Below are 18678 nucleotides of genomic sequence, written 5' to 3'. Positions count from 1 at the left end.
ACATGCGGGACCGACCGACTCACGATGAGCACCGACTGCAAGCTGGACCGAATCGATTTGCGCATCCTCTCGCAGTTGCAAAAGCGAGGGCGAATTACGAACGTCGAGCTGGCCGACGCAGTCGGGCTGTCGCCCAGTCCTTGTCTGATCCGCGTGAAGCGGCTGGAGAAGGCGGGCTATATCGCCGGGTACGGCGCGCAGATCCAGCTCGAAAAGCTCGGCGACGTGCAGATCGTGTTCACGGAAGTCACGCTCGCCGACCATCGCCGGGAAGACTTCATCAAGTTCGTCAACGCAATCAGGGATGTCGACGAGATCGTCGAATGCCATCTGGCGAGCGGCGGTTACGACTATCTGCTCAAGTTCATCACGCGCAGCGTCAGCCACTACCAGAGCATCATCGAAGGGCTGCTGGAGCGCGATATCGGCATCGAAAAGTACTTCAGCTACGTGATCATCAAGACGCCGTTCGTCAAGACGCACTATCCGCTCGAAACACTCTTCTCACAGAACCATCACTGACGTGCGGCGGGTTCGGCAAGGCGGCCAAATTCGTCCGCCAGAAAATCGACGCACACGCGCACCTTCGCCGACGACGCCAGCCGTGCCGGATACACCGCCCACACATTAGCGGGCTGCGTGACGCCGGGCAGCACCTGCACGAGCGCGCCCGAATCCAGCAGCGCGCGCACATCCCACATCGAACGCAAGACGATGCCGCGCGCCGCGAGCGCCCATTGCACGGCCACTTCGCCGTGATTGGTCGACAGCGGCCCGGTCACCTTGACGGAGACGGTCTCGCCGCGCTCCGTCAGACGCCAGATGCCGAACGGATGGTCGCGCTCCTTGATCGCGAGGCAATGATGCGTGCCGAGGTCCGCAAGCTGACGCGGCGTGCCGTGACGCTTCAGGTATTCCGGCGACGCGCACAGCACGCGATGGTTCTCCGCAAGACGCTTCGCGATCAGATGTGGCGCGATGTCGTCGCCGATACGAATGTCCAGATCGAAGCCTTCGCCCGCCACATCGACGATGCGGTCGAACAGGTCCAGCCGCACGCTCAGTTGCGGATAGCGCTCGGTGAGCCGCGCCAGCGCCGGCGCCACGACATGGCGCCCAAACCCGAAGCTGCTCGAAATGCGCAACGTGCCGCGCGGCACGCGGCGCGTGGTCGACACATCTTCGACCAGCCGGTCGACGTCGTCGAGAATCTTTTCGGCCCACGCGTACACGCGCTCGCCCGCCTCCGTGATCGCGACACGGCGCGTCGAACGATGAAAGAGACGCGTGCCCAGATCCGCTTCGAGCATGTTCACGCGCTTGCTGACATACGCCGCCGACACCGACAGCGCATCCGCCGCCGCGCTGAAGCTGGCTTTGCGGGCGACGGTGCAGAACACGCGCAGGTCGTCGAGGTTCGGCGATTTATTCACAGTTCGTGCATAGTGGCTTAACCGAAAGCGCGATTTTATGACGGTTGATCAGGAATAGACTAGTCGTTAGTACACGTTTGGTCTGAATGACCCGAACCCTTTCTGACACTTCCCCGACGAGGAGACGCATATGACCCGCAACTATCGCATCGCAGTGATTCCCGGTGACGGCATCGGCAAGGAAGTGATGCCCGAAGCGCTGCGTGCGCTCGACGCCGTCAGCAAGCGCTATGGCATCGGCCTCGACTATCAGCATATCGAGTGGGCAAGCTGCGACTACTACGCGCAGCACGGCCAGATGATGCCCGACGACTGGAAGCAGCAGCTCGAAGGCGTCGACGCCGTGCTGTTCGGCGCGGTCGGCTGGCCCGACACCGTGCCCGATCACATCTCGCTGTGGGGCTCGCTCCTCAAGTTCCGCCGCGAGTTCGACCAGTACATCAACCTGCGTCCCGCGCGCCTGTTCGAAGGCGTGCCGTCGCCGCTCGCGGGCCGCAAGGCAGGCGATATCGACTTCATGATCGTGCGCGAGAACACCGAGGGCGAGTACTCGTCGGTGGGCGGCACGATGTTCGAGGGCACCGAGCGCGAGTTCGTGATGCAGCAGTCGATCTTCACGCGCAAAGGCTCCGAGCGCGTACTGAAGTTCGCGTTCGATCTCGCGCAGCGCCGCGAGAAGAAGATCACCGTCGCGACGAAGAGCAACGGCATTTCGATCAGCATGCCGTGGTGGGACGCACGCGCCGCTGAAATGGCCGCGCGCTATCCGGACGTGAAGTGGGACAAGCAGCACATCGATATTCTTTGTGCACGTTTCGTGTTGAATCCGGATCGCTTCGACGTGGTGGTCGCGACCAATCTGTTCGGCGACATCCTGTCGGACCTCGGCCCGGCTTGCACGGGCACGATCGGCATTGCGCCGTCGGCGAACATGAACCCCGACCGTACGTTCCCGTCGCTGTTCGAACCCGTACACGGCTCCGCACCGGATATCGCGGGCAAAGGCATCGCCAATCCGATCGCGATGATCTGGTCGGCGGCAATGATGCTCGACTTTCTCGGCAACGGCGCGGGCAAGGAACGCGAAGCGCACGACGCGATCCTCGTCGCGATCGAAGCCACGCTCAAGGAAGGCCCGCACACGGGCGATCTGGGCGGCAAGGCGAATACGGCTGAAGTGGGCGCGGCTATCGCGCATCGCCTCGCCTGAATCACAGGAGTCTTTAGATGACCAAGCAATACGAGTTGAGCGAACTGATCCGCAGCGACAATTTCATCGACGGCAAGTGGGTGGCGTCTGCTAGAGGCAAGCGCTTCGACGTGACGAACCCCGCGACGGGCGAAGTGATCACGCAGGTCGCCGACAGCGATGCCGCCGACGCGCGCGCCGCCACCGACGCCGCCGCCCGCGCCTTCCCCGCCTGGCGCGACGCGTTGCCGAAGGACCGCGCGGCCGTGCTGCACCGCTGGCATGCGCTGATGGTCGAGAACGCCGATGCGCTCGGCCGGCTGATCTCGCTCGAGCAGGGCAAGCCGTTCGCCGAAGGACGCGGCGAGGTGATGTACGGCGCGTCGTATGTGGCGTGGTTCGCGGACGAAGCGACGCGCGTCTACGGCGACATCATTCCGCAGCAGCAGCGCGGCAAGCGCATGAGCGCGGTGAAGGAACCTGTGGGCATCGTCGCCGCGATCACGCCGTGGAATTTCCCGCTCGCGATGATCGCGCGCAAGATCGCGCCCGCGCTCGCGGCGGGCTGCACGGTCGTCGGCAAGCCTGCTGAAGACACACCGCTCACCGCCATCGCGCTGGTGATGCTCGCGCATGAGGCGGGCGTGCCAGCCGGCGTGCTGAACCTGATTTCGGCATCGCGCGAGAACGCTGTGGGCGCGGTCGCCGACTGGCTCAAAGACAGCCGCGTGCGCAAGATCACGTTTACGGGTTCTACGCCCGTCGGCAAGCACCTGGCGCGTGAATCGGCGGAGACGTTGAAGAAGCTGTCGCTGGAACTGGGCGGCAATGCGCCCTTCATCGTGTTCGACGACGCCGACCTCGATGCCGCCGTCACGGGCCTACTGGCTGCGAAATTCCGCAACGGCGGCCAGACCTGCGTGTGCCCGAACCGCGTGTACGTGCAGTCCGGCGTGTACGAGCGTTTCGCGGACCTGCTCGCGACGCGCGTTGCCGCGCTGAAGGTCGCGCCCGCCACCGATCCCGCTGCGCAGATCGGCCCAATGATCAACGCGCGCGCAATCGACAAGATTGCGCGTCACGTCGACGACGCCGTGGCTCGCGGCGCGCGCGTGCTGACGGGCGGCAAGCGCCTGCCGGAACTTGGCCCGAACTACTACGCGCCGACCGTGCTCGCCGATGCGACGCCCGACATGAACCTGAGTTGCGAAGAGACCTTCGGCCCCGTCGCGCCGCTGTTCCGTTTCGACGACGAAGCCGAGGCGGTCCGCGCGTCCAACGACACACCGTTCGGCCTCGCATCGTACTTCTATAGCCAGGACGTGCGGCGCATCGACCGGGTCGCGCGACAACTGGAGGCGGGCATTGTCGGCATCAACGAAGGCGCGCTCGCGAGCGAAGCCGCGCCGTTCGGCGGCGTGAAGGAATCGGGCTACGGCCGCGAAGGCTCGAAATACGGTCTCGACGATTACCTGTCGATCAAATATCTCTGCCAGGGCGGACTCGAATGAACGCGCAGGCTTATCCAATCGAAGTCACATTTCCCGACATCTCCGTACACGAACGCAGCGACACGGGCATCGCGTACGTGCATACCTTCGATTCGGGCGTCGTCGGTCCGCACGTGATGATCAACGCGCTCACGCACGGCAACGAGGTGTGCGGCGCGATCGTCGTCGATGCGCTGCTGCGCGCGAAGCTGCGCCCTCGGCGCGGCAAGCTGACGCTCGCGTTCGCGAACGTCGACGCGTACGCGCGTTTCGATCCGTCGAAGCCGGATGCGGCGCGCTTCGTCGATCAGGACTTCAACCGCGTATGGACGGCGCAAACGCTCGACAACACCGCGCTCGATTCGAGCGAGTTGCGCCGCGCACGCGCGATGCGGCCCGTGATCGATACCGTCGATCTGCTGCTCGATCTGCATTCGATGCATGAGAAGAGCAAACCGTTGATCGTCGCCGGGCCGCTCGACAAGGGCATCGCGTTGTCGGAAAAGCTCGGCACGCCCGCCACGGTGATCTGCGACGAAGGCCATCCCGAAGGCCGCCGTATGCGCGATTACGAAGGCTTCGGCGATCCTCGAAGTGAGAAGAACGCGTTGCTGATCGAATGCGGACAGCATTGGGAAGCGGGCGCTGTCGCCGTTGCACGCGATGTGACGGCGCGCTTTCTCGTGTTGTCGGGCGTAGTCGATGAAGCCGATTTGCCCGCAGGCTGGACCCTGCCGCTGCCCGACGAAATGCTGATCGTGCGCGTGACAGAGCCTGTCGTGGCGAAGAGCCTCGACCTCCGCTTCGCGGGCGACTACACGGGTTTAGAGGTGTTTCCCGATGCTGGCAGCGTGATCGGCTGGTCGGACGGCGAGGCCGTGCGCACGCCCTATCCCGACTGCATGCTCGTGATGCCTTCGCTCAGGCAGTTGCGCGCGGGCGTGACCGTCGTGCGGCTCGGCAAGATCGAGAAGCGTATTGCAAGAACTCGATAGCTTTTGCCGTCATATCAACCATCGTCAACGAAAACACGAGATGAAAGTCCAGCAGATCAAACAAAGCATCGCATTGCAGGGCCTGGAAGACTGGGGCACGGCCGGTCTTCCAGGCACGACGGAGATCCAGGTATCGGGCGTGCAGAAAGTGATACGCGGCAGCGAGGCGATCGACACGGGCATCTTCGAATGCACGCCCGGCACGTATCGGCGCTCGGTCAAGCAGGCCGAAGTGATGCACTTTCTCAGCGGCCGTGGCCGCTTCACGCCCGACGGCGAAGACACGGTTCACTTCTCGGGCGGCGACACGCTGTTCTTCGAAGCCCACACGGAAGGCACATGGGAAGTCGAAGAGACGATGCGCAAGGTCTACGTGATCTTCTGACGGCATGCGATCGGGGAGTCCCCTGGTAACGTGCGCAGCAAGCGTCTGACATAACACTACGTCATGGGGACTCCAACAATTCCGGCGTTGCTCCGCCGAAATTGACTCACTATATTTTCAATCAATCCCGCGTTGTTCTGCTTCCTGCGCCACGCCGGAAGCGCGACAGCACGACCTGGAAGATGTCTTTCGCTTCAACCGTGTCGAGGAAAAAGTCGTGATCAATAAAACGAAGTTGCGCCCATTAGTTATGACGCTCGCGTTGAGCATCGCGGGTATGGCGCCCGCGTTCGCGGCGGGGAAAATCACTTTCGTCTCACAAGGCGGCACGTATCAGGAAGCGCAGACCAAGGCGATCCTCGACCCTGCCGCGAAGCAGCTGGGTATCACGATCAACCAGGACAGCATTCCCGACGCATGGCCGCAGATCAAGGCGCAAGGCGCGACGGGCAAGCCGATCTGGGACGTGGTCGATACGCCGACCTCGAACTGTCTGCGCGGTGGCCGCGAAGGTCTGCTGGAAAAGCTGGACTTCTCGAAGATCCCGAACGCGGCAGCCGTGCCGGAAAAATATCGCACGCCGTATTCGGTCGCGTACGAGTTCTATTCAACCGTGATCGGCTACAACAAGAAGAACCTCAAGAAGGTGCCGCAAAGCTGGAAAGACTTCTGGGACGTGAAAAACTTCCCCGGCACGCGCGCGCTGCGCAACGATCCGCAGACGGTGCTCGAAGCGGCGCTGCTCGCCGATGGCGTGCCGCGCGACAAGCTCTATCCGCTGGATGTGGATCGTGCGTTTAAGAAACTGCAGCAGATCAAGCCCGACATTACCGTGTGGTGGACTTCGGGCGGCCAGTCGGCGCAATTGCTGCACGACGGCGAAGTGGACATGACGATGATCTGGAACGGCCGCGCCAGCGCCGTGAAGAAGGATGATCCCGATGTCGACTTCACGTTCAACGACGGCATTCTGCAGAACACGCAGTTGTGCGTGCTGAAGAACGCGCCGAATCTGCCCGACGCGATCAAGTTCGTCAACGCTGCGTTGTCGCCGGATTTGCAGGCGAATCTGCCGCTCTATATCGACTACGGTCCTGGCAACCCCGCTGCGTTCAAGACGGGCAAGATCACCGCGAAGCGCGCGAGCGAACTGCCGAGTTCGCCGGATAATGCGTCGAAGCAGGCGCTGATGTCGGAAGAATGGTGGGCCTCCGACGCCGGTATTCAGGCCAAGGCGCGGTGGCTGAAGTTCATGCAATAGCGTAGTCGCGCAGTTCCAATCAGGCGCCCGCAGGAACGTCGTTCGTTTGCGGGCGTTTTTCATTTGATCGCTTTTCATGCATTGCCGGCGACACGCGCCGCATAACATTCCACGTGATCGACTATCTGATTCTGGGCGGCGGCTCGGCTGGTTGCGTGCTGGCTGCGCGACTGTCCGAAGACGCGGGCAAGACCGTGTGCCTGATCGAAGCGGGCCGCGACATCTCGCAGGCGACCATGCCCGATGCAATCCGCAGCCGCTATCCGGGCCGCGCATATCTCGACACCAGCAACATCTGGCAGCAACTGAAAGCGCGCATGAGCGCTCCAGCGGCGCTGCGCCGTTATGAGCAGGCGAAGCTGCTGGGCGGCGGCTCGGCGATCAACGCGCTGATGGCCAATCGCGGCGCACCCGCCGATTACGACGAATGGGAAGCGCTCGGCGCGCGCGGCTGGAACTGGCAAGCGTGCCTGCCCTACTTTCGCAAGCTCGAAACCGATTGCGATTTCGGCGGCGAGTTGCATGGCGCGAGCGGGCCTGTGCGCATTCAGCGCACTCGCTGGCCGCGCATCTCGCCGTTCGTGCAGGCCGTGCTCGGCACGCTGCAACAGCGCGGACATGCGTTCCGCGACGATCAGAACGGTCCATGGGAAGACGGCACGTTCGTTGGCTCGATCGCCGTGAGCGCAGCGGGCGAGCGCATTCCGACTTCCGTCTGTTATCTCGACGATAGCGTGCGTGCGCGCAAGAATCTGTCGATACGCACGGGTCTCGTCGTCGAGCGGATTTTGTTCGATGGGCAGCGTGCAACGGGTGCGCGGGTCTTGCGTGCGGACGGCACACATGAAGATGTGCCCGCGGGGCGTGTGATCGTCAGTGCGGGCGCGATTCATAGTCCTGCGCTGCTGCTCAGAAGCGGCATCGGTCCCGCCAGCGATCTCATCGCGCTCGGCATCGAGGTGCGCGCGGACCGCGCGGGCGTGGGGCGCAATCTGATGGAGCATCCGTCGATTGCCGTGTCGGCGTTTCTGCCGCGCGCCGCCCGTACGCCGTTTCCCGATGAGCATCATGAACAGGCGATCGTGCGTTTCTCTTCCGGCTTGCCCGATACCGTGCCTGGCGACATGCACGGCGCGATTCTGTCGCGCTCGGGGTGGCATTCGGTCGGTTATCGGCTCGGGACGATTTTCTTCTGGGTCAACAAGTCGTATTCGCGCGGGTCTTTAAAGCTCGCGTCCTCGAATCCGTTCGATGAGCCGCTGGTCGACTTCGCGATGCTGTCGGATCAGCGCGATCTCGAACGGTTGAAGCTCGCGTTGCGCTTTGGTGCGCAGACGCTGGCAGCGCCGTCGATGGCGGCGCATCGCGATGCCATTTTTCCATCGAGCTATTCTCCGCGCGTCGCGGCTGTCGCCGTGCCGGGCGTGTGGAATGCGTTTCAGCGTGGCGCGTTGAGCGCGCTACTCGATATTGCCGGGCCGTTGCGTGGGTCGCTGATCCGGCGCGTGGTGACGCAGGGTGTTTCGATTGATGAGCTATTGGCCGATGACGCTGCGATGACTGCGTTTGTCACGCGATCGGTTGGCGGAACGTGGCATCCGTCGGGGACATGCAGGATGGGGGCGCCCGGCGATCCGTTGGCCGTGACCGACGCGGACGGCGCGGTGTATGGCGTGGATAGACTGCATGTGTGCGATGCGTCGCTGATGCCGTCTATCCCGTGCGCGAACACGAATGTACCGACAATTATGGTGGCGGAGAGGGTGGCGGAGTTGATAAGAGCATCCGGAGGAGTCTGAACCGGGTCCTATACCCCGATTTGCCTCTGAGAAAAAATACAACAATTTTGTTGCATATCTCCACTTATAAATATAACATTTATGTTGTACATTTCTCCCTTCATAACAACACAGGGAGAACATGAAATACAGCGAGTTCAGGAAGTGGCTGAAGCAGCAAGGCGCGACGTTCGAAAAGCACTGAAGCGGCTCAAGTCACTACCGGGTGACGCTCAATGGCAGGACCACCATCTTCCCCGATCACGGTGCGAAGGAAATGGGTAAAGGACTGGTGGAAGCCATCAGGAAGCAGCTCGGTATCAGGTGAAGCAGAGAGCCCTACGCGGGCTCTCTCACTCGCGTATCACGTCCATGTTCTTTGAAGAATGGCAAACCACGACACACGTATGCTCAGCTACCCGATCAGCCTGACACCCGACGACAACGGAACGCTGCTCGTCACGTTTCCTGATGTTCCCGAAGCCATCACCGTCGGCGACGACGAAGAGGACGCGAAAGTGCAAGCGCTCGATGCGCTCGAGGCCGCGTTCGAAATCTACTTCGCGGAGAAGCGAAGCATCCCGATGCCTTCGAAGGCCAAACGCGGGCAACTCGTCGTCACGTTGCCGGCGCTTGTCACTGCAAAAGTGTTGCTCGCGGATGAAATGCTCCGCCAGAACGTACGAAAGGCTGAACTCGCGCGACGGCTCAGCGTCAATCAGGTACAGGTCGATCGACTTCTAAACTTCGGCCATTCATCGAAGATCGAGATGGTCGAGTCGGCGTTTGCGGTATTGGGTAAGCGCCTCGATGTGCGCGCCGTCTAAGGTGCGCCGCAATTCCCGGGATGGAAGCCCCGCATCAACGGAGCTTTCCATTCCGCCACTTATCCCCCGAACCCCACCAGCCCCTTCACTTCCAGAAACGCCTCCAGCCCCCACTCGCCATACTCGCGCCCATTCCCCGACTGCTTGTACCCGCCGAAGGGCGACCCCGCGTCCCACGCCGGATAGTTCAGATACACGCTGCCCGCGCGCATCCTGAACCCGACCCGCCGCGCCCGCTCGATATCCACCGATTGCACATAAGCCGCCAGCCCGAACGGCGTATCGTTGGCGATCGCGATCGCCTCTTCTTCATCGCGATACGGCATGATCGCCAGCACGGGGCCGAAAATCTCGTCTCGGGCAATCGTCATCGACGGGTCCACGTTCGCGAACACAGTCGGCTTCACGTAGTAGCCGCGCGTCAACCCATCGGGACGTCCAGTGCCACCCGCCACCAGTTGCGCGCCTTCTTCGATGCCGATGCCGATCAACCGTTGCACGCGGTCGAACTGCACGTCGCTGACTACGGGGCCCATCGTCGTATCGGCGGCATCGGCAGGGCCGACACGGTGCGCGTCCGCCGCGCGGCGCGCGATCCCGACCGCTTCGTCGTGCCGTGATGCGGGTACGAGCATGCGCGTCGGCGCGTTGCACGACTGGCCGCTATTGCCGAAGCACGAATTGACGCCCGCCGTGACGGCCGTTTCGAAATCGGCATCGTCGAGCAGAATGTTCGCCGACTTGCCGCCCAGTTCCTGATGAACGCGCTTGACGGTCGGCGCAGCGAGTTTTGCGATCTCGATACCGGCACGCGTCGAACCCGTGAACGACACCATGTCGACATCGGGATGACTGCACAACGCCGCGCCCACTGTCGGCCCATCGCCGTTGACCAGGTTGAACACGCCAGCAGGCACGCCAGCCGCATCGATGATCTCGGCGAACAGCACCGCATTGAGCGGCGACACCTCGCTGGGCTTCAACACCATCGTGCAGCCCGCGGCGATCGCCGGCGCGACCTTGCAGACGATCTGATTGATCGGCCAGTTCCACGGCGTAATCAACGCGACGACACCGACAGGCTCATGATTGATCAGCGTCGTGCCCTTCTTGCGCTGCCATTCGAAGGTCTCGCAGGTGCGCAGCACTTCTTCCAGATGCCGCTTGCCAAGACCCGCCTGCCACGCATGCGAGAGCTTCGCGGGCGCGCCGATCTCGCGCATGATCGTCTCGGCCATCTCGTCATAACGTTCGAGATACACATCGAGAATGCGCCGGATCAACGCAACGCGTTCTTCAGGCTGCGTCCTTGAAAACGACGCAAACGCACGCTTCGCCACCGCCACCGCGCGCTCGACATCCTGCGCATTGCCGAGCGCCACTTCGGCGAACGGTTCTTCGGTGCAGGGATCGATGACAGGCAGACGCGCGGAGCTAGACGGCTCGACCCACGCGCCGTCGATATAGAACTTCAGTGAATTGGACATCCGGTTTCCGTAGAAAGAAATCAGGCCCGCGCGACGGCCGACGAACGGCGGCTCACGACGACGATCATCACGAGGCACAGCGTCAGCGCCGTCAGCATCGTGCTGATCGCGGCGATGGTCGGGTCGATCTCGTCGCGCAACGTGACGAACATGCGCCGCGTCAGCGTCTGGTTCGAGCCGCCCGAAATGAACAGCGCGACGACCGTTTCATCCAGCGCCTGAATGAACACGAACACTGCGCCGGAGATCACGCTGGCCTTGATCTGCGGCAGCGTCACCGTCATGAAGCTGCGAAAGCGGTTCATGCCGAGGCTGCGCGCGACCATTTCCTGCGTCCGGTCGAAGGTCCGCAAGTCCGCGCCCACCGAGATCAGCACATACGGCAAGCCAAGCATCGTATCGGCAACGATCAACCCAGTGAGCGTATTCACATAACCGGCCTGCGTGAACACGAAGAACACACCAACTGCGACGATGATGATAGGGACCATCAGAGGCAGCATCAGCAGCGTGCGCAGATAGCGCATCGACCAGTGCGAGCCATGCTGGATGCCATATGCAGCCGCAATGCCGAGCGGCGTCGCGATCAGCGCGGCGCACACGGAAGCCATCAGCGTCACGCGCGCCGCATCGATCCATGCGGGGTTGTCGAAGAACGAGTGATACCAGCGCAGCGAATACGCAGGCGGCGGAAACGTCATGAAGCGCGTATCGGAGAACGACAGCGGCACGACGATCACCACGGGCAGCATCAGAAACACGAGGATCAGCACGACGCCCGCACCGAGCGTCAGCCTTCCGAATGAGAGCTTGTTCATTTCGCGCCCAAGGTCTTTTCGAGTGGAATCACACGGCTCGCCGCATAGAAGATCGCGAACACGCAGACCAGCAACACGACGCTCACCGCACTCGCCGCGCCCCAACTGTTGTAAATCTCGACATTGCGGCTCACCACCATCGACACCATGATCGACTTGCCGCCGCCCATCAGTTCGGGCGTGATGTAGAAACCGAGGCACAGCACGAATACAAGCGTCACGCCCGCGACGACGCCGCTCATCGATAGCGGCAGGAACACGCGCCAGAACACGTGCAACGGCGAGCCGCCAAGGCTCGCGCCCGCCTGCGACAGATTGCCGGGAATCTTCTGCATCGCGGAGTAAAGCGGCAGCACCATGAACGGCAACAGAATGTGTACCATCGCGACGATCGTGCCGAACTGGTTATACGAAAGCTGCAACGGCCTGTCGATCAAACCCATCGACAGCAGCGCCTTGTTCACGAGCCCCGTGCGTTGCAGCAGCACGAGCCACGCATACGTGCGCACGAGCACGCTGGTCCAGAACGGCAGAATGACCATGCCGAGTATCAGCGCGCTCCATTTCGGCGGCACGGATGCCGCGAAATACGCAACGGGATAGCCGAGCAGCAACGTAATGCCCGTCACGATGATGCTCAGCTTGAACGTCATCAGAAACGTGTCGAGATACGTGCCCGTGAAAACCCGCTGATAGTTGACGAGCGTGAACGCGCCGTCGTGATAGATCGACTGCCACGAAAGCCACGCCAGCGGCACTACCAGCAACACCACGACGACGAGCAGCGCGGGCGCCATCAGCAGCAGCATCGCGCGGTCTTCGCGCTGCTGGTGACGTACCGACGGATCGATCGTAGTGGCCTGCATCACAGTCTGTTCCTGCAAAACGTGTTTGGCTGTCGTCATCATGCACCCACTGCGTCGAGAAACTGATACCACGCGGCAACGAGCCTGACGCCCGGCGCACGCAGCGAATGAAACGGCACGGGCCGCAAGCCTTCCTGCGCCAGCAGCGCCAGCTCCGGCTTCTCGCCGAGCGCCAGCGCAGCGGCATGCTGCCCGATCAGGCTCGCCATCGCGACACCTGCTCCGTTATACCCGAGACAGAATGTCGTGACGTCGTCGCTGCGCCCGACATGCGGCAACGCGTTGAACGTCATGCCCACATAACCGGACCAGCCGTACTCGACACGCACGCCCGCGAAATCGGGAAAGAGCGCGACCATCGCGCGCTGCAATGCATCGAAGCCCGTTGCCTGCCCTTCCTTGCCGAACGCATCGCGGCCGCCGAACAGCATGCGGCCATCCACCTTGCGAAACCACTTCATCATGCGACGCGTTTCGGTGTAGCTGCGCCGGTTGACCATCAGCTTCGCGTCGAGTTCCGGCGACAATCTTTCCGTCGCTATCATCGCGCTGCGAAACGGCACGAGTTCGCGCTGATACGACGACGTGGCCTGCGTGAGATTCGAGTAGGCATTGGTCGCGACGATCACCTGTTTCGCGCGCACGCTGCCGCCGGGCGCGCGCAGCATCACGCCTTCCTGCACACGCGTCATGTCGAGAATCGGCGTCGATTCGTAGATCGGCACGCCGCGCGCCGTCAGCGCGCGCGCAATGCCGCATACGTATTCGAGCGGCAGGATCGTGCCCGCATCGGCGCTCAGCACGCCGCCGACAAAACCATTCGAACCCGTCTCGTGCGTTATCTCTTCGCGCGATAGCACGCTCATCGAGCCATCGCCAAGCTGCGTTCGCACCCAGTCGGCTTCCGCGCGAATCGATGCGAATGCGCGCTCGGTGTGCGCGCAACGCAGGCTGCCCGTATGTTCGAAGCATGCACGCTCCAGCTTGAATTCATCGACGAACTGCTCGACCACACGCACGCCGTCATGCGCAAGCCGATGCATGCGCCTCGCAGTGTCGAGATCGTACGTGCTCGCGATCGACGGAAACGACAGCCGGAATTTCGACGACACCACGCCGCCATTGCGCCCGCTCGCGCCCCAGCCAACGGGATTCGCGTCGAACACCGCGCAATCGACGCCGCGCTTTTGCAACGCATACGCGGCCGCGAGACCCGAATAACCCGCGCCGATGATCGCCACGTCGACGATCAGGTCGCGCGCGAGCGGCGCGCCCGTGCTGACGGGCGCATCCGTGACGGGCGAGCGCGCAGCCATCGCCCGCCAGAGCGAGTCCGGCTGCGGCCGGTGCGGTGTCGTCGGCGCGAGCATGATCAGGCGGCGCGTGCTTCGGCTTCGACCGCATCCGCGAGCGCGGCGAGCGTCGCGAACTTGAAGGTCGGCTCGGTGACAGCTTCGGGCACGGGCGTCGCGCCAAAGCCTTTCAAGCCCTGGCGACGCTCGATCCAGCAGGTCGCGTAGCCGAGCTTCGTCGCGATGCCGATGTCGTGATACTGGCTTTGCGCGGTATGCAGGATTTCGCCGAACTTGTAGCCGAATGCCGCCTGACGTCCGCGGTTGTACGCGAAGAACTGCGGATCGGGTTTCGCGACGCCCGTTTCGTCGCAGCAGACGGTGTCGTCGAACGGATCGCCGAGCGTGTGCGCATAAGCCGACAGCGCGACGCGGTCCGCGTTCGTCATCGCGACCAGGCGATAGTGCTTGCGCAGGCGCTTCAACGCCGCGACGGAATCTTCGAACGCGGGCCAGTCGAGCACGTCGCGCTGGAATGCAGCGGCCGATTGCGCGTCGTCGGGCAGGCCGAGTTCTTTCGCAACATAGAGATAGACGTTGGCCATCTCATGACTCGAGCGGCCCGGATAGGTCGCGCGGCCGCGCATGTACGGCTCGAAGATCGCTTCGTCGGTCAGGTCTTTCGCGTTCGCGCCGCCCAGACGCCGTATGGAGGCGAGCACGCCCTTTTCGAAGTTGATCAGCGTGCCGACGACATCGAACGTCAGAACCTTGAAATCGGTGAGCTTCATTGCATCATCCCTTTGCAGTTTGCGTGAATCGCGTAAGAAGGCATGCCCGTACACAGGCGGTGAGTGAAATCAGGCGGGCACGACGATCGTGTCCTGAGGATCGAGCGCGACGGTCATCTGCGCGCCCGGCGATGGAATGCGCCGGCGCGCTTCGTGGCTGCCGGGTTGTCGAAGGCTGATGGCCGTGCCGTCGGCCAGCGCGGCGAACACGCGCAGGCTCTCGCCCTGATACAGCACTTCGGTGACGCGGCACGACAGACGGTTTGCATGCGCGACGCCCTGCCCGTCCGCGCCGTCGATCACGAGCTTCTCTGTCTGCACCGCGAGCAACAGCTTGTCGCCGCGTGGCAGCGGATGCGCGGTGCGCAGGACGGCATCGCCGAGACGCACGGCGTCGTCGCCAGCGCGGCTGACGTTGAGCAGCGTCGCTTCGCCGATGAAGCTCGCGACGAACGCATCGCACGGACGGTCATAGAGGCGCTCGGGCGTATCGATCTGCACGAGCTTGCCGTCCTTCAGCACGGCGACGCGGTCGCTCATCGTCAGCGCTTCGCGCTGGTCGTGCGTGACGTTGACGATGGTTGCGCCAAGCTTGCGATGCAGGCGGCGCAATTCGATCTGCATGGTTTCGCGCAGTTGTTTATCGAGCGCGGAGAGCGGCTCGTCCATCAGGATCAGTTGCGGCTCGAACACCATCGCCCGCGCCAGCGCCACGCGCTGACGCTGGCCGCCCGACAATTGGCTGATGTTGCGCGACTCGTAGCCGTTCAATTCGACCATCGCGAGGGCATCGGCGACTTTCTTCGCCCAGCCCGATTTGGGCTCGCGGCGCGCGCGCAGCGGAAAGGCGACGTTTTCGCCGACTGTCATATGCGGAAACAGCGCGTAGTTCTGGAACACGATACCGATGTTGCGCTTGTGCGGCGGCGCAAATGTAATGTCGCGCTCTCCGACCCAGACCGTGCCCGAACTCGGCTGCACGAAGCCGCCGAGGATGCCGAGCAGCGTCGTCTTGCCCGACCCGGACGGCCCGAGCAGCGACACGAATTCACCCGGTGCGATGTCGAGCGATACGTCGTCCAGCGCGACCACCGGACCATAACGCTTCGCTGCCGACCTGATCGATACTCCCGTTTTCGCTCGTGCGTCCATGACGTGTGTCTCGCTGGAAATGGGTGTGTTGAGAAAAATATAAGTCCCGTTCTTTTTGACAGCAATTCCCAAATTGTTGGATCGGGCATAACATCAGGTCATGCCCAACCTTCGTAAGAAACTGCCGAGCGCGAATGCGCTGTTCGTGTTCGAAGCGGCCGCCCGCTGCGGCAACTTCACGCGCGCCGCGCAGGAGCTCTATGTGAGCCAGCCTGCCGTGAGCCGCATGCTCGCGCGCATGGAGGACCATATTGGCGTGCGCCTGTTCGAGCGGGTGCGCGGCGGTATCGAGCTCACTGAAAGCGGCAGGATTCTGTATCGCGCGATTTCTGAAGGCTTCAATGGCGTTGAAAACGCAATCAGGGAAATCGAGGCCCGCGCGACGGGGGTCGAGTCAGTCACTTTGTCGGTTTCCACCGGTTTCACCACGCATTGGCTGATGCCGCGTATGAGCCGGCTGAATCAGGCTTTCCCTAATATCGATTTGCGCTTTCAACTGATATCGGGGCGGATTGGTGGACCGTTGCATGATGTCGATCTCGGGATGCGGTTTTTGCACGATGGCGAGATTGATGAGCATGCGGTGCTTGTTATGCCTGAGACGCTTTTGCCTGTTTGTAATGAGCGGTATCGGGAGAATGCTCTAAGCGATGCTGGTCGCGCGCATGGGGACACGGTTATCGTCATGGATGACGAGGAGCGCGGATGGCATGAGCGATTCGGCGCGTTCGTCGGGCATGGGCGGCATGTTGCCGGGATGCTGAGCTTTAATGATTATGCGATTGTGGTGCAGGCGGCGCTGCTTGGGCAGGGGATCGCGTTGGGGTGGTTGAATGTGGTGTCGCATTGGCTCGCGCAAGGGGCGCTTTTGCCCGCTGAGCAAGAAGTTATTGTTACGAATCGGCGATGCTGTTTGGTGCGGCCTGCTAATAAGCCTTTACGGCCTATTGTGGACGATGTCCGCGATTGGCTTATCGAGGAGACTCGCAATGATATGCGGATCATTGAGAAGAAGTATCCCATGCTGGGGCTGGGGGAGGCTATGAGGCAGACTGGTGTGAAGTTTGGATAGGGGTTTTTGGTTGTCTGCGACGCTGGGTGGTTTGCTAGTGTGGGAGTGTCTGAATTTTTGTGTGCAAGGCAGATAAAAGCCTGCCATCTGGCAGGCTCGTCAATTGCATTCTACAAATGATTCCTTGTGAAGCGATCCTCGTAGAGGATCGCGAACTGGTTCATCGCGGCTTTCCAGTCATGCGCGGCACGGCTCCAGTCAGCCGTGATATTGCGCAAGGCCAGCCATAGCAGTTTGGTCGCGGCCTCGTCCGTCGGGAAGTGCCCACGCGTCTTGACGATCTTGCGTAGCCGGGCATTGACACTTTCGATGGCATTGGTCGTGTAGATCACCTTGCGAACCGCTGGCGGAAACGCGAAGAAGGGGATCACGCGATCCCAGGCCCGACGCCAGGCGGCCACCACCGTCGGGAATTTCTGGCCCCACTCACCCTGTTCGAACGCATCCAGTTCGGTCTGCGCAGCTTCAGCGCCCGTTGCCGAATAGATCGGCTTGAGGGCAGCAGCCAGCCCCCGCCGGTCTTTCCAGCTCGCGTAGTCCAGCGAGTGGCGGATCAGGTGCACGATGCACGTCTGGAGCGTGGTGGCCGGAAACACCGCGCCCAGTGCTTCAGGCATGCCCTTCAGTCCATCGGTGACTGCGATCAGGATGTCCTGCACGCCACGCACCTTCAGGTCGCTGAATACCTTCATCCAGAACTTCGCGCCTTCCGTGTTCTCGATCCACAGCCCCAGGATGTCCCGTGTGCCGTCCGGCAGGATGCCCAGCGCCAGATAGATCGCCTTGTTGCGCACCATCCCTTCCTCGCGGATCTTGACGCGTAGCGCGTCAAAGAACACTACCGGGTACATCGGCTCGAGCGGACGCGCCTGCCAGATACTCACCTCGTCCATCACGGCATCGGTCACCGAACTGATGAATTCCGGCGATACATCGGTACCGTACTGCTCGGCCAGAAACCCCTGGATCTCGCGCACTGTCATGCCACGGGCGTACATCGCGATGATCTTGTCGTCAAAGCCGGTAAAACGCCGTTCGTGCTTCGGAATCAGGATCGGCGCAAAGCTGCCGTCGCGGTCACGGGGAATCTCCAGGCGTAGCGGACCGTCGTCGGTCAGCACTGTCTTGCCGCTCTTGCCGTTGCGCTGGTTGGTCGCATCTTCTGGCCGCACGGCACCCGCCGGATAGCCCAGATGGTGTCCAAGTTCGGCGCCCAGCGCCCGCTCGATCAGCGCCTTCTTGAACGCCGCCGAAGCGGCATGCACCGCTTCGGCCGTCATCGGCCCCTTCACGAACTGGTCGATTAGTTCCTTCGGAATGGACGGCAACGCTGTCTGCGCTTCGGTGGTCGTCTTGGGTTTGCGTGGCATACATGCTCCTTGAGCTACATGTTATGCCTTGAACACAAAATCTATGACAGCCCCGCTAGTGTTCGCGCTGGCATCCGCGTTTTGTTAGCGCGCTTCACGCGTCGTCCCTGTGCGGGCTGCACTTACTTTTCGGTTTTGCTTTCGCGGCGAAGGTGATGCCGTTTGGTATTTCTGCCTTTGCGCTGGCATCCGCGATTTGTTAGCGTGCTTCACGCGTCGCCCCTGTGCGGGGCGGCACCTACTTTTCTTTGCCGCCGCAAAGAAAAGTAGGCAAAAGAAAGCGGCTAACACCGCCAATTCTAGTTTTTGCCTGAGGGCCCCCACAGGGTCTTACGCTTCACACGGCAATCACGTGACCCATGTTCGTTGCCAACGCTCTTGCAGTGCGCCTCACCCGCTTCACGCGCCCACGTCGCCGCACGCCGTGCCAGATAGTCCACGGCCGCCCAGGTGGCAAACTGTGTGTAGGCCC

At 62.2% G+C, this 18678-nt stretch carries 17 protein-coding genes and 1 pseudogene; 10 read left to right on the top strand and 8 right to left on the bottom strand.

Translation table 11 applies throughout. The annotated features are described in order from the left end of the window. Positions 1-24: 24 nt before the first annotated feature. Positions 25-522, top strand: coding sequence for an Lrp/AsnC family transcriptional regulator (locus C2L65_RS32480; protein ID WP_042306067.1), 498 nt, complete (start codon positions 25-27; stop codon positions 520-522). Here C2L65_RS32480 and C2L65_RS32475 read toward each other — a convergent pair. Then, the gene (locus tag C2L65_RS32475) at positions 516-1433 is read right to left on the bottom strand and encodes a LysR substrate-binding domain-containing protein (RefSeq protein ID WP_042306068.1); all 918 of its coding nucleotides are present in this window, start codon (positions 1431-1433) and stop codon (positions 516-518) included. The two genes, C2L65_RS32480 and C2L65_RS32475, sit on opposite strands and share 7 nt — an antisense overlap. 130 nt (positions 1434-1563) lie before the next feature. Between C2L65_RS32475 and C2L65_RS32470 the strand changes: the two genes are divergently transcribed. From C2L65_RS32470 to C2L65_RS32435, 8 genes and pseudogenes are all read left to right on the top strand, one after another. Beyond that, entirely contained in the window at positions 1564-2643 is a 1080-nt protein-coding gene (locus C2L65_RS32470; RefSeq protein ID WP_042306069.1) for a tartrate dehydrogenase, read from the top strand. 17 nt (positions 2644-2660) lie between these two features. Next, positions 2661-4133: an NAD-dependent succinate-semialdehyde dehydrogenase gene (locus C2L65_RS32465; protein ID WP_042306070.1), complete on the top strand. Its 1473-nt coding sequence runs from the start codon at positions 2661-2663 to the stop codon at positions 4131-4133. Continuing rightward, positions 4130-5107: a M14 family metallopeptidase gene (locus tag C2L65_RS32460; RefSeq protein ID WP_042306071.1), complete on the top strand. Its 978-nt coding sequence runs from the start codon at positions 4130-4132 to the stop codon at positions 5105-5107. The genes C2L65_RS32465 and C2L65_RS32460 overlap by 4 nt, the downstream gene beginning before the upstream one ends. A gap of 40 nt (positions 5108-5147) precedes the next feature. Further along, positions 5148-5492 (top strand): cupin domain-containing protein, encoded by a 345-nt coding sequence (locus C2L65_RS32455; RefSeq protein WP_042306072.1) that lies wholly within the window; start codon positions 5148-5150, stop codon positions 5490-5492. Positions 5493-5742: 250 nt separating this feature from the next. Continuing rightward, the gene (locus C2L65_RS32450) at positions 5743-6753 is read left to right on the top strand and encodes an ABC transporter substrate-binding protein (RefSeq protein WP_042306073.1); all 1011 of its coding nucleotides are present in this window, start codon (positions 5743-5745) and stop codon (positions 6751-6753) included. Positions 6754-6866: 113 nt separating this feature from the next. Continuing rightward, positions 6867-8552 (top strand): GMC family oxidoreductase, encoded by a 1686-nt coding sequence (locus C2L65_RS32445; RefSeq protein ID WP_042306074.1) that lies wholly within the window; start codon positions 6867-6869, stop codon positions 8550-8552. A gap of 199 nt (positions 8553-8751) precedes the next feature. Further along, a pseudogene (locus tag C2L65_RS46750) lies at positions 8752-8859 on the top strand (type II toxin-antitoxin system HicA family toxin); the annotation flags it as partial. A 79-nt stretch (positions 8860-8938) separates the two neighbouring features. After that, positions 8939-9358 (top strand): type II toxin-antitoxin system HicB family antitoxin, encoded by a 420-nt coding sequence (locus C2L65_RS32435; protein WP_042306075.1) that lies wholly within the window; start codon positions 8939-8941, stop codon positions 9356-9358. A 59-nt stretch (positions 9359-9417) separates the two neighbouring features. Here the strand turns inward: C2L65_RS32435 and C2L65_RS32430 are convergent, their stop codons facing one another. The 6 genes from C2L65_RS32430 to C2L65_RS32405 all read right to left on the bottom strand — a co-directional run bounded on the left by C2L65_RS32430 (position 9418) and on the right by C2L65_RS32405 (position 15764). After that, positions 9418-10845: an aldehyde dehydrogenase family protein gene (locus C2L65_RS32430; protein ID WP_042306076.1), complete on the bottom strand. Its 1428-nt coding sequence runs from the start codon at positions 10843-10845 to the stop codon at positions 9418-9420. Positions 10846-10865: 20 nt separating this feature from the next. Further along, positions 10866-11663: an ABC transporter permease gene (locus C2L65_RS32425; protein ID WP_042306077.1), complete on the bottom strand. Its 798-nt coding sequence runs from the start codon at positions 11661-11663 to the stop codon at positions 10866-10868. Then, positions 11660-12571 (bottom strand): ABC transporter permease, encoded by a 912-nt coding sequence (locus C2L65_RS32420; protein ID WP_007583258.1) that lies wholly within the window; start codon positions 12569-12571, stop codon positions 11660-11662. The genes C2L65_RS32425 and C2L65_RS32420 overlap by 4 nt, the downstream gene beginning before the upstream one ends. Beyond that, positions 12568-13899 carry an NAD(P)/FAD-dependent oxidoreductase gene (locus tag C2L65_RS32415; RefSeq protein WP_042306078.1) on the bottom strand — a complete coding sequence of 444 codons (1332 nt, stop codon included), beginning with the start codon at positions 13897-13899 and terminating at the stop codon, positions 12568-12570. The genes C2L65_RS32420 and C2L65_RS32415 overlap by 4 nt, the downstream gene beginning before the upstream one ends. 2 nt (positions 13900-13901) lie before the next feature. Continuing rightward, positions 13902-14612, bottom strand: coding sequence for an HAD-IA family hydrolase (locus C2L65_RS32410; protein ID WP_042306079.1), 711 nt, complete (start codon positions 14610-14612; stop codon positions 13902-13904). A gap of 69 nt (positions 14613-14681) precedes the next feature. Beyond that, positions 14682-15764: an ABC transporter ATP-binding protein gene (locus tag C2L65_RS32405; protein WP_042306080.1), complete on the bottom strand. Its 1083-nt coding sequence runs from the start codon at positions 15762-15764 to the stop codon at positions 14682-14684. 100 nt (positions 15765-15864) lie between these two features. Here C2L65_RS32405 and C2L65_RS32400 point away from each other — a divergent pair, with 100 nt between their 5' ends. Continuing rightward, positions 15865-16836, top strand: coding sequence for a LysR family transcriptional regulator (locus C2L65_RS32400; protein ID WP_042306081.1), 972 nt, complete (start codon positions 15865-15867; stop codon positions 16834-16836). A 110-nt stretch (positions 16837-16946) separates the two neighbouring features. Here C2L65_RS32400 and C2L65_RS32395 read toward each other — a convergent pair whose 3' ends face one another. Further along, a complete protein-coding gene (locus tag C2L65_RS32395; protein ID WP_103254517.1) occupies positions 16947-18206 on the bottom strand; it encodes an IS256 family transposase in 1260 nt (419 codons plus the stop codon). Between the last annotated feature and the right edge of the window lie 472 nt (positions 18207-18678).

Source organism: Paraburkholderia terrae (assembly GCF_002902925.1).
Lineage (GTDB): Bacteria > Pseudomonadota > Gammaproteobacteria > Burkholderiales > Burkholderiaceae > Paraburkholderia > Paraburkholderia terrae.
This window is presented reverse-complemented; position numbering and strand designations above follow the sequence as displayed.